The following is a 10797-nucleotide window of genomic DNA, read 5'->3' as shown; positions in this document are numbered from 1 at the left end:
AGTGAAACGATGCATCGCCGATGGTAGTGTGGGGTTTCCCCATGTGAGAGTAGGTCATCGTCAAGATTAAATTCCGAAACCCCAATTGCGAAAGCAGTTGGGGTTTTGTTTTGCCCGCAGGAAAGTTTTCAACTGCGATCAGCGAACAAATTTGCACAGTTATTTTCAAACCAGAACACTAGAATAGCCCCACCTTATTCGGAGCCAGAGCCTTTATGTCAGAGTCGGTTGACGCCCCTGGGCTGTCAGATTTACCGCTGGAAGACTTGGTGGCCTGTCACGAGTGCGACCTGCTGATGCGCAAGCCAACGCTTGCCCACGGCGAGAAAGCCCTCTGCCCACGCTGCGGTTACGAACTGTACGCTCACCGTCATAACGTGGTGCAGCGCAGCCTTGCCTTGGTGATTGCCGCGTTATTGTTGTACATCCCGGCAAACTTTTTGCCCATCATGCAGCTCAATATCCTCGGACAGTCTTCGCAGGATACGGTCTGGAGCGGCGTTCTCGGCCTGTTCAACACCGACATGCAGGGCGTTTCGATTGTCGTATTCCTGTGCAGCATGGCCATACCGCTGCTCAAGTTGCTGTGTCAGCTGTTCGTTTTACTGACGATTCGTTTCAACCTCGGCCGTAGCTACGGTCTGCTGCTCTATCGCATTTACCACCACCTCAAAGACTGGGGAATGCTCGAGGTTTACCTCATGGGCGTACTGGTGGCGATCGTCAAACTGGCGGACATGGCGGCGATTACTGTAGGCCTCGGGCTGGCGTGTTTTATCGGACTGTTATTGATACAGGTCTGGTTGGAAGTGGTGATGTCACCGCATCAGATCTGGCAGGCGTTATCAGGAGAAAACGCGCATGCGGGCGATTGATGCGGGCATTCTGGTCTGTACCGAATGTCATGAGTTAAACAAGCAGCAAGCGGACACCGACGAGCAAATCTGTACCCGCTGCGGTGCCTTGGTTCACGCTCGCCGGCCGAACAGCCTGACCCGCACCTGGGCGCTGCTGATCACGGCCGCGATCATCTATATTCCGGCCAATGTTCTGCCGATCATGACTGTCAGTTCTTTGGGGCAGGGTGATCCGAGCACCATCATGTCCGGGGTGATCCAGTTGGTGCAGCACGGCATGATTCCGATTGCCGCGGTAGTCTTTATCGCCAGTATTCTGGTGCCGACCTTCAAACTGGTCGGCATCGCGCTGCTGCTGTTTTCGGTGCAACGACGCCAGCCGTTGTCGGCCCGTCAGCGCATCTGGATGTACCGCTTCATCGAGTTCATCGGTCGCTGGTCGATGCTCGATATTTTTGTGATCGCCATTCTCGTGGCGGTTGTCAACTTCGGCCGGCTAGCCAGTGTCGAAGCCAATCTTGGCGCCATCGCCTTCGCCAGTGTGGTGATTCTGACGATGCTCGCCGCAGTAACTTTCGATCCCCGACTGATTTGGGATAACACGGAGTCGGACGACGACCATGACTGATTTGCCCGTAGCGAAAACCCGACCGGCCTCGAACTGGTCTGCCATTTGGGTACTGCCTCTGATCGCGCTGATCATCGGTGGCTGGCTCGGCTGGCGTGCCTATTCCGAAACCGGTATCGAGATCCAGGTCCGCTTCGAGAGTGGCGAAGGCATCCAGGCCAACAAGACCGAAGTCATGTACAAAGGCATGTCGGTCGGCAAGGTCAAGACGCTCAAGCTCGATGATGAGGGCAACTCCAAAGGCGTGATCGCCACCGTGGAGATGAACAAGGACGTCGAGCAATATCTTAAGACCAGCACGCGCTTCTGGCTGGTCAAACCGAGCGTGACCCTGGCCGGTATCACCGGACTGGAAACCCTGGTTTCCGGTAACTACGTCGCCATCAGTCCTGGTGAAGGCGAGCCGACTCGCAAGTTCAAGGCGCTTTCCGAAGAGCCGCCGCTGTCCGACGCCAAGCCTGGCCTGCACCTGACCATCAAGGCTGATCGACTCGGTTCACTGAGCCGCGGCAGCCCGGTGTTCTACAAACAGATCAAGGTCGGCCAGGTCAAAAGTTACCTGCTCTCGGAAGACCAAAGCACCGTTGAACTGAAAGTCTTCATCGAACCGACCTACGCAAAACTGGTGCGCAAACACACGCGTTTCTGGAACGCCAGCGGCATCAGCATCGACGCCAACCTGTCCGGGGTAAAAGTGCGCAGCGAATCACTGGCGAGCATCGTCGCCGGTGGTATCGCCTTCGCCACGCCGGAAAACCGCAAGGACAGTCCACCGACCGATCCAAGCCTGCCGTTCCGTCTCTACGAGGATTTCGACGCCGCTGCTGCCGGGATTCGCGTGAAGGTCAAACTCAGCGACTTCGAAGGCCTGCAGGCTGGCCGCACGCCGGTGATGTACAAAGGCATTCAGGTCGGCAACCTGAAAGCTTTGAAGGTCGATCCGGATCTGAACAGCGCCACCGCCGAACTGACGCTTGATCCTTTGGCCGAAGATTATCTGGTCGACGGCACGCAGTTCTGGGTGGTCAAACCGTCGATTTCCCTGGCGGGTATCACCGGGCTGGAAGCTCTGGTGAAGGGTAACTATATCGCCGTACGCCCGGGTGACAAAGGCGCAGCACCGAAACGCGAGTTTGAAGCACGGCCGAAAGCGCCGCCACTGGATCTGCGCTCGCCGGGCCTGCACCTGGTGTTGTTCACCGATACCCTTGGCTCGATCGATGTCGGCAGTCCGATCCTGTACAAGCAGGTCAAGGTCGGTTCGGTCCAGAGCTATCAGTTCTCCAAGACGCGCAAGCAGATCATCGTCGGCGTGCACATCGAGAAGGAATACGAAAACCTGGTCAACGCCTCGACGCGTTTCTGGAACGTCAGCGGTGTCACCCTCACTGGTGGTCTGACTGGCGGTATTCAAGTAAAAAGTGAGTCGCTGCAAACCCTGATGGCCGGCGGTATCGCCTTCGAAACGCCGCAAGCCAAGGCACCGCTGCAGAAGCGCATCCCGCGTTTCCGTCTGTTCGCCAATCACGACGACGCCAGTAAAAAAGGCAGCGTAGTGACGATCAAAGTCGATCGCGCCGACGGCCTCAGCAGTGGCACGCCGGTTCGCTTCAAAGGACTGGACGTCGGCAAGATTGAAAGTGTCGATCTGACTGATGACCTGCAGTCGGTCATCCTCACGGCGCGCATCACTGAAGTCCCAGAAAAGATCGCGCGAGTTGGTAGTCAGTTCTGGGTGGTCAAGCCTGAGCTCGGCCTGATCAAGACCGAGAATCTGGAAACCCTGGTGACCGGCAAGTACATCGAAGTGCAACCGGCGGCGAAGAATCTTGGCCCACAGAAGAACTTTGTCGCGCTGGCCAATGCGCCGGAAGTGACCAAGCAGGAAGCAGGGTTGAGTCTGGTACTGAGCGCTGCCCGTCGTGGTTCGCTGAAGCCGGGTGTGCCAGTGACTTACCGTGAAATCACTGTGGGTAAAGTGACGGGGTATGAACTGGGACAGACCGCAGATCGGGTGTTGGTGCACATTCTGATCGAGCCGAAATACGCGCCACTGGTGCGCAGTGGCAGCCGGTTCTGGAACACCAGCGGTGTTGGGTTTGATATCGGGTTGTTCAACGGGCTGACAGTGCGAACCGAATCGCTGGAGACGGCGATTCAGGGCGGGATTGCTTTTGCTACGCCGGAGGGTGAGCGCATGGGCAACCCGGCGCGGGCTGAGCAGACTTTCCCGTTGTTCGACAAGTTTGAGGATGAGTGGCTGACGTGGGCGCCGAAGATTTCACTCGGTAAGTAACCTGAGGTGTCTGAAGTGGCGCCATCGCGAGCAGGCTCGCTCCTTCAGGGGAGCGAATTCCAACTGTAGGAGTGAGCCTGCTCGCGATAGGGCCCGTAAAATCAGCACAAATCCCAAGCCATAAAAAAGGGCCGCGATCCCATCAGATCGCGGCCCTTTTTTTGCCTTCAGCTAACGCCGATCAAACCGCATCCAGCTCCGGTTCATCCGCTGCAACATTGACCGTAGCCTTGACCACATCATGGCGACGGATGTACTTCCAGTCCGCCTCATCAATGTAGATACCCGCCGGCCCGCTGCCGCCTTCCAGGTCGATCGCGACACTGGCGCAGACCTGCGGCTTCACACTTGCCAGAATCGGCACGAAGCCCAGTTGCAGGCTGGTTTCCAGCAATGCGGCCTGGTTCTTCTCGTCGATGTCCGCCGCCTCGTCGAGGTAGTACGGCAGACGCACGCGCCCGGCCTGATCGCGATCCATCAAGTGCAGCAACAAGTACATGTTGGTCAGCGCCTTGATGGTCATCGTCGTACCGTTGGACGCCGCGCCGTCGATGTCGGTGTGAATCACCGGCTGGCCGTTGACCTTGGTGATCTCGAACGCCAGCTCAAACAAGTCCTTGAGGCCGAGTTGGTTGTGGTTCGCTGCCACCAACCGTGCCAGATATTCCTTGGCCTCTTCGTTCTTGTTGTCCTGCTCGGCGCTCTGGCTGAGGTCGAACACCGACAGGGTTTCGCCTTCTTCGTACTGACCGGCGCTGTGGATGATCTGATCGATGTGCTTGAGCGCTTCCTTGTTCGGCGCGAGAACGATGCGGAAGCTCTGCAGGTTGGAGACCTGACGCTTGTTAATCTCACGGTTGAACAACGCCAGTTGATGCTCGAGGCTGTCGTAGTCGCTGCGGATGTTGCGCAACGTTCGGGCGATATCGGTGACCGCTGCACGACGGGCCTTGCCCAGCGTCAGCGCTTCATCGGTACGGTGCGCGTACGCGTTGATCAGCAGCGACAGACGGCGCTCCATGTCGTCTTCGCTGTCGAACTTGGCCACGCCCTTGAGGCGCACTTGCGCGTACAGCGCTTCGATCTGACCGTCAGCGCGCAGCAGGCCCTGCCAACTGTCCTGATAGTCGTTGAGCAGCGGCAGCAGGTTGTCCATCGAATCGTCGACCGGATCCATGAACGGCGTACCGAACGGCAGATCCGCCGGCAACAGCTGACGACGGCGCAGCGCATCGTCGAGCGTGCGTTGCTTGGCTTCCATGTCGGCGATCTGGCGGCCGACCAGTTGCAGCTTGGCCGACAGTTGCTGGACGCGTTCGGTGAAGGCATCGCTGGAACGCTTGAGTTCGTCCTGCGCGCCTTCCATCTGCGCCAGTTGCTCGAGCTTGTCGCTTTCTTCAGCGCTCAAAGTCTGTGTGCGGCGGAAATCTTCCAAGGCTTTCTGCGCGTCCAGCACCTGCTGGTACAGCGCTTCGGTCTGAGTCTTGCTCGCGGCGCGGTCGGCGGCCACGGCCTGTTGGGTTTTCAGTTGCTTGAGTTCTTTTTCCAGACGCTCTTTCTGATCGCGCAACGCGGCACGGTCGGCCAGCGCTTGCAGGGCCGGCGGCTCGATATTGGAGATGTCGATCGACAGGCCCGGCACTTCGAAGCGCTCGCCTTTGAAACCATCAAGGATCAGCTCGACCGATTTGACCCACTCGCCATCGTCGTCGAGGGTGATGCCGTGTTCGCCCAGCGGCAGGCTGAACAGTGCGCTGTTGAACAGACGCATCAGACGCTCGACGTCCTGTTGCGAGAACTCTTCGCGCAGACGCGCATAGCTGTTGTTGTCGGCGTGATCGAGTTGCTGCTTTACCGACTTCAGGCGTTTTTCCAGATCGCGCAGGCGCTCTTCCAGGTCTTCCGCGCTGAACTGACGCGATTGCGCCAAGGCACCGGCCAATTCGTCGTGCGCGTCTTTGGCCGCGAGCAACTGTTGCTCGAGCACTTTGACGTCGTCGACCAGGGCAAAGCGATTCTTCAGCACCGACAATTCGCCGAGCCAACGCTGAATGCCGGAAATTTCCCGCTCCAGACGCATCAGTTCTTGAGTGCCACCGCGCTGATCGTTTTGCAGACTGTCCTGCTCGCCACGGTAGTGGTCGGCCTGAATGGTCAGCTCTTCCTTGCGTGCACTGGCGTAGTCCGACCAGGTGCCGAGCAACGAGTCGAGCAGTGGCGACAGGCGATGCAGTTTGCCGCGCAGCACGTCGCGCTGTTTCACGCCGTTGGCCAAGGCCTCAACCAGCGGGCCGGCCGCGACCAGCGAGTTGTAGTCTTGTTCCATGCGGCGCACATCGCGGAAGGCTTCCTCGCACGCGGCGATGTAATCGACGCTGCCGGAACGCAGGCTGTGTTCGAAGGCATCAAGGAACAACTGCTTCAACTTGGCCGCGGTGATTTCGCGCATGTGCAGCAGGTTGATAAAAAGTGCACGGAAGGTCTTCAGGCTCTGCTCGCTGGTGGAGCGCAGCGGGATCAGCGTCAGGTCGAGCGGAATCGAGGTGTGACCGCCAACCAGCAAACGACGCAGTTCGTCCGGCTTGAGTTCGTAGGCTTTCAGGCCTTCTTTCTCAAGGTTGCTGAACAGCTCTTTCTGACGCAGGCAGGTGTCGTTTTTCTGGTAATGCGCCAGATCGAGCTTGCCGGCGTAGGCGAAGAACTGGTGACCGAAACCACCGCCGGGGCCACGACCGACCACGCCAATCACGTGCGGACCGTGCGGCAGGTTCACTTCGACAAGGATGTAACTGGTGTCGGAAGCAAAGTAGAAGCGCCGCGATTGTTCGAGGCTGTACTTGCCGAAACTCATGTCCGACATGCGCGCCAGAATCGGGAACTGCAAGGCGTTGATCGACGCCGATTTACCGAGGTTGTTCGCGCCGTAAACCGACAACGGTTCTTCCAGCGGAAACAGGCCGAGGCTGTAACCGGCGGTGTTCAAAAGAGCAAAGCGGCGGATGCCGTAGCGTTCCTGGCTCATGCGTCGGACTCCTGTTCTTCGGCAATGGCGCGGGCCAGTGCGTCTTCTTCGCTCTCTTCATCGAATTCGGTGAGATCGAGCGGATCGTCGGTTTCGAGGAATTTGGCTTCCGCCGCTTCGTCGATCAGCACCGGGGCTGGCAGCGGCAGAACGCTGTGTACGCTGGCTGCCAGATCGCGGTCTTGCTGCACCGACAGGCACACGTCGAGGAAACGGTGCATCGGCGGCAGGAAGCGATACACGCCGTTTTCTTCGCCGGCGAAACCCAGTTGAGTCATGCGGCGCATGATCTTTTCTTCGAGTTCTTCAACGGTCTGCACTTCGGCCTGAATGAACAGGTCGCGGTACTTCTCCAGCAACGATGGCAGTTCTTCACGGCCGAGGCTGCCGCCATCGAGCACGGCGATCGGGTCGCGGCCCTGATCGGCCAGGTGCTCGACGAGGATGAAGGTGAACAGCGCCAGACGCTGGGCAGTCTTGTTCACCGCCGCTGCGGCCATGTCCGGTACGAAGTAGTAGAAACCACGGGTGTCGCAGACCAGTTCAAAACCCAACGCCTTGAACAGCGTGCGGTACTGATCCTGGAAGTTCGACAGTTGCGCGTACAGCTCCGGATCACGGCGACTGACGTGGTAACCCTTGAACAGCTCGCGGAAGATCGGCGCGAGTTGCGACAGTTCGGAAAGATCAAGTTGCATTTGAAGTACCTGCAGAGAGGGCGCTCGCAGAATCCTCGGCGGCGCTGTCGCTGGCCGAGAGCAGGGCGAAGGAGCGCAGGCTGACCTGGTGCTCGTGAGTGTGGTATTCGCGGCGTTCCAGACGCTCGCGCTTGAAGCGTTTTTCCCGCGACAGGCGCGAGAACCAGTAGAGCAATTCGTCGGTGGCGCCGTCCGGTTCTTGCTCGAGCAGCCAGGTCATCAGATCCGGCATCGGCAGGGCTTCTTCGCAACGGTCGACCATCTCGCGCACGGTGCGTGGCGCGCGGGGGGCTTCGCCTTTCTGGGTTTTGTGCGCTTTCGGGAAACGCGCCGGTTTCGGCTCGAAACGCGCCAACGCATACACGTAGGCTTCGACCTGACTGGCGCTGCCGAGGAAGGTGCTTTGCGGGCGGGTGAACAGCGGCATCGCCGCTTGCGGCACGGCGTCGATGCCTTTGCGGCGAATCGCCGCCAATGCGAGCGCAGCACCACGGGTCACGGCGTTGTGCCGGCGTGCTTCTTCACGCAGCGGCAGTAGCAGTTCGCGGGCGTGACGCAACGTCAACTGAGCGCTGGTCTGCATTTCGAGGATGCGCGCGTGGGTGCGCAGCAGCATGTCATCGTCCACCAGGTGACCGAGGCGCTGTTGCTCGCTGAGCATCTTCAGCAACACGGTTTCGACCTTGCGCACGCCTTGTTCGAAGGCACCGTCGGCGTTCACCAGATCGATCATCGGCTCGACGTATTCGTCCCACGTCGCCAGCACTTCGGCATAACGCTGACGCAGCGGAATCTGTCGATCGCTGGTCTTCGCCCGTTCGGCCACGGCGACCAAGGCCTGTTCGTCGTTGTCGAGCTTCTTCAACACGTCGCGGACACGCATGTCGAGCAGGCGCAATTGGCGGGCGAGGTCGTGACCGTCGCGGATGTCGAACGCGTCCTGGATGTACCCGGCCAGCCGTTCGAGGTGGCGCAGATAGGCTTCGATTTCCAGGCACAGGCCCAAGCGGTGTTCACGACGCAGGTAAGCGAGGAAGTCGTGAATCTGCGCGTTCAGCTCGAAACGGTTCGGGCTTTTCGCCACCGGAATCAGAATATCGAGGCGAATCCACACGTCGAGCAGGCTGGTGATGTCCTGTGGCGTGCTGTCCAGTTGTTGGGCGGCCAGTTGCGCGCGCAGTTCGTTGAGGCTCAATGTGCCTTGGTCGAAATGCTCGCACAAAGGCTCCAGAAGCGCCCAGTGTTCAGCGAGGGCGCGCAAGACGCGCTTGGGTTCGATCATCGGAATGCCCGGCTGGTTGGCAATGAAAAGCGGCGATTGTACTGCATCATGAAGGAGGCGATTCACTCTCGGGACGGACTGTCGCGTTTCTCCCTGTGGAAGACGTTGATCAAGTCTATCGATCAACAACGGGCGATCTTGAGCGAAGGGCGGTAGAATCAGCCCACTTCAGTTATCCACAAGTGGCCGACCCTTGCTAATCGAGTCCCGCCGCCGCGCCTATTTGAACGCCATGCAGGTGGTCAACTGGCTGCCGCGCACCGAATTGCCTTTCGCCGCGCCGTCGCGGCCCGAGCTGCTGGACATGCCCGAGCCAGAGGTAGAGGCGCCGATGGTGCTTGCACCGCAGGCCGAGGCGCCGGTGCAACCGACCGCCCGTCCGAGCGAACGGCCAAAGATCGAAGTGCCGCGCCCTTCGCTGGCCAGCACCCGAACCAACGCCAAACCGGTAGAAGCGGCCGACGACACCCCCGTGGTGGCCAAACCCGCGCCGGTGCCGCCACCGCGTTTCGCTCTGCAATTGCTCCGTGCCGGGCGCTGCCTGCTGTTGGTCGAGTTACCCACAGGCGAACCGTTCCAGAGCCGCGACCCGGCTTATCTGCTGCTCAAAGACATGCTGCGCGCCGCCGGTCTGCCGGATGCACCGCAAATCGTCGGCGAGCCAGTGCGTTGGCCGTGGCTCAATCGCGGCACCATGGATCAGGGCCCGGAAGCGGCGCGCGACTTCGTCCAGGGTTTCCTTTCGGTACAAATGGAAGCCGCACCGTGCGCCTGCCTGTGGCTGATCGGCCTGCCGGCAGTGCGTTTTGCCGGTGAAGCGGACGCTGAAGCATTCAATCGTGAATTGCAGATCGAAGGTCTGGGCTCGGCCTGGGCCATTCCCGGTCTGGAGTTGTTAATGGAAGAGCCACAGCGCAAGGCCGCCGTGTGGCAAGCCATGCGTCGGCTGATGGCGCGCTGGAAAGAATCGAATGAGTGACGCTGTAACCTTCCGCCCGATGATCGAGGCGGATCTGGACGCTGTGCTGAAGATTGAATTCGCCGCGTACAGCCATCCATGGACTCGGGGGATTTTTCTCGACGGCCTGGGCAAATACCAGATCTGGCTGATGTTCGAAGGTCAGCAACAGGTTGGCCACGGTGTGGTGCAGATCATTCTCGATGAAGCGCACCTGCTCAATATCACGGTTAAACCGGAGAATCAGGGGCGAGGCTTGGGGCTGACGTTGCTCGAGCATCTGATGTCGCGGGCGTATGCGGCGCAAGCTCGGGAGTGCTTTCTCGAAGTGCGCGACAGCAATCGCTCGGCGTTCCGCTTGTACGAGCGCTATGGTTTCAACGAAATCGGCCGGCGCCGGGATTATTATCCGGCGGTGGGCGGGCGGGAAGACGCCGTGGTCATGGCCTGCACCCTGGTTGACTGATCCCCTGACTCATTCTGCGGATACAACATCCCCCTGTATGAGCTGCCGCAGGCTGCGATCTTTTGATCCTGTTCCGGCTCATGCAAAAACAGATCAAAAGATCGCAGCCTGCGGCAGCTCCTACAGGGGGCGCGTCTATTAGCGGTTACCATCCAGCGGGTCGCGCCGCGCCAACTCCGCTTCATCCAGCCCGTTACCACCGCCGATGTCGTCTTCATCGACCAGGCTCAGATCCCAATCCGCCGGATTGCCTTCCCCGGCTTCCTGGGCATCCCGCGCGCCATCCTCATGGATCAGCGTTTCCGGGCTCATGTCATCGTCGGTCGGTTCATGATCAGCGGTCGATGCCCCGGTCATCCCCGCCTCACGCACGCGCTCATTGGGCAACAACTGCTCACGTTCACGCTCGGGAATCTCATCACCGATCTTCGCGCTGGGCTCGTCTTCGTCGAAATCCAGCTCATGCACCGAACCCATGCGGTCTTCGTTATCATCGATGGGCTCCGGTTGCACCGCATCGTAAGGGCGTCGTGAATCAGTCATGGCAAATCCTCATACTGTGGGCCTTACTAAGGTGGACTCACCAGGCA

The 10797-nt window shown here is 59.6% G+C and carries 9 protein-coding genes; 5 read left to right on the top strand and 4 right to left on the bottom strand.

The window, feature by feature from the left end; genetic code table 11:
* Nucleotides 1–215: 215 nt before the first annotated feature.
* The 3 genes from EJA70_RS30175 to EJA70_RS30165 are packed head-to-tail and all read left to right on the top strand — an operon-like array spanning nucleotide 216 to nucleotide 3781.
* The gene (locus tag EJA70_RS30175) at nucleotides 216–875 is read left to right on the top strand and encodes a paraquat-inducible protein A (protein WP_158836234.1); all 660 of its coding nucleotides are present in this window, start codon (nucleotides 216–218) and stop codon (nucleotides 873–875) included.
* Nucleotides 862–1485: a paraquat-inducible protein A gene (locus EJA70_RS30170; RefSeq protein WP_158836232.1), complete on the top strand. Its 624-nt coding sequence runs from the start codon at nucleotides 862–864 to the stop codon at nucleotides 1483–1485. The genes EJA70_RS30175 and EJA70_RS30170 overlap by 14 nt, the downstream gene beginning before the upstream one ends.
* Nucleotides 1478–3781, top strand: coding sequence for an intermembrane transport protein PqiB (locus tag EJA70_RS30165; RefSeq protein ID WP_008079593.1), 2304 nt, complete (start codon nucleotides 1478–1480; stop codon nucleotides 3779–3781). The genes EJA70_RS30170 and EJA70_RS30165 overlap by 8 nt, the downstream gene beginning before the upstream one ends.
* 181 nt (nucleotides 3782–3962) lie before the next feature.
* Here the strand turns inward: EJA70_RS30165 and mksF are convergent, their stop codons facing one another.
* Genes mksF through mksB form a run of 3 tightly spaced genes read right to left on the bottom strand, consistent with a single transcriptional unit; the run spans nucleotide 3963 to nucleotide 8783 of the window.
* A complete protein-coding gene (gene mksF / locus EJA70_RS30160) occupies nucleotides 3963–6803 on the bottom strand; it encodes an Mks condensin complex protein MksF (protein WP_158836231.1) in 2841 nt (946 codons plus the stop codon).
* Complete coding sequence (gene mksE / locus EJA70_RS30155; protein WP_158836229.1) at nucleotides 6800–7501, bottom strand: Mks condensin complex protein MksE; 702 nt, start codon at nucleotides 7499–7501, stop codon at nucleotides 6800–6802. Before mksE ends, mksF begins: the two co-directional genes overlap by 4 nt.
* A complete protein-coding gene (gene mksB, locus EJA70_RS30150) occupies nucleotides 7491–8783 on the bottom strand; it encodes an Mks condensin complex protein MksB (RefSeq protein WP_008079590.1) in 1293 nt (430 codons plus the stop codon). The genes mksE and mksB overlap by 11 nt, the downstream gene beginning before the upstream one ends.
* Nucleotides 8784–9015: 232 nt before the next feature.
* Here mksB and EJA70_RS30145 point away from each other — a divergent pair, with 232 nt between their 5' ends.
* Nucleotides 9016–9762, top strand: a complete 747-nt coding sequence (locus EJA70_RS30145; RefSeq protein WP_158836236.1) for an energy transducer TonB — start codon at nucleotides 9016–9018, stop codon at nucleotides 9760–9762.
* Entirely contained in the window at nucleotides 9755–10207 is a 453-nt protein-coding gene (gene rimI, locus EJA70_RS30140; RefSeq protein ID WP_008079588.1) for a ribosomal protein S18-alanine N-acetyltransferase, read from the top strand. The genes EJA70_RS30145 and rimI overlap by 8 nt, the downstream gene beginning before the upstream one ends.
* A 138-nt stretch (nucleotides 10208–10345) precedes the next feature.
* Here the strand turns inward: rimI and EJA70_RS30135 are convergent, their stop codons facing one another.
* Nucleotides 10346–10750, bottom strand: a complete 405-nt coding sequence (locus tag EJA70_RS30135) for a serine kinase/phosphatase (protein WP_158836227.1) — start codon at nucleotides 10748–10750, stop codon at nucleotides 10346–10348.
* Nucleotides 10751–10797: the final 47 nt, after the last annotated feature.

The sequence above is a fragment of the Pseudomonas sp. PB103 genome, assembly GCF_009764635.1.
GTDB lineage: Bacteria > Pseudomonadota > Gammaproteobacteria > Pseudomonadales > Pseudomonadaceae > Aquipseudomonas.
This window is presented reverse-complemented; position numbering and strand designations above follow the sequence as displayed.

Coding starts and splice junctions, on each gene's coding strand:
- EJA70_RS30135 (WP_158836227.1), bottom strand. CDS start 10,750: ATGACTGATTCACGACGCCCTTACGATGCGGTGCAACCGGAGCCCATC.
- EJA70_RS30145 (WP_158836236.1), top strand. CDS start 9,016: ATGCAGGTGGTCAACTGGCTGCCGCGCACCGAATTGCCTTTCGCCGCG.
- EJA70_RS30170 (WP_158836232.1), top strand. CDS start 862: ATGCGGGCGATTGATGCGGGCATTCTGGTCTGTACCGAATGTCATGAG.
- mksF (WP_158836231.1), bottom strand. CDS start 6,803: ATGAGCCAGGAACGCTACGGCATCCGCCGCTTTGCTCTTTTGAACACC.
- rimI (WP_008079588.1), top strand. CDS start 9,755: ATGAGTGACGCTGTAACCTTCCGCCCGATGATCGAGGCGGATCTGGAC.
- EJA70_RS30165 (WP_008079593.1), top strand. CDS start 1,478: ATGACTGATTTGCCCGTAGCGAAAACCCGACCGGCCTCGAACTGGTCT.
- mksE (WP_158836229.1), bottom strand. CDS start 7,501: ATGCAACTTGATCTTTCCGAACTGTCGCAACTCGCGCCGATCTTCCGC.
- mksB (WP_008079590.1), bottom strand. CDS start 8,783: ATGATCGAACCCAAGCGCGTCTTGCGCGCCCTCGCTGAACACTGGGCG.
- EJA70_RS30175 (WP_158836234.1), top strand. CDS start 216: ATGTCAGAGTCGGTTGACGCCCCTGGGCTGTCAGATTTACCGCTGGAA.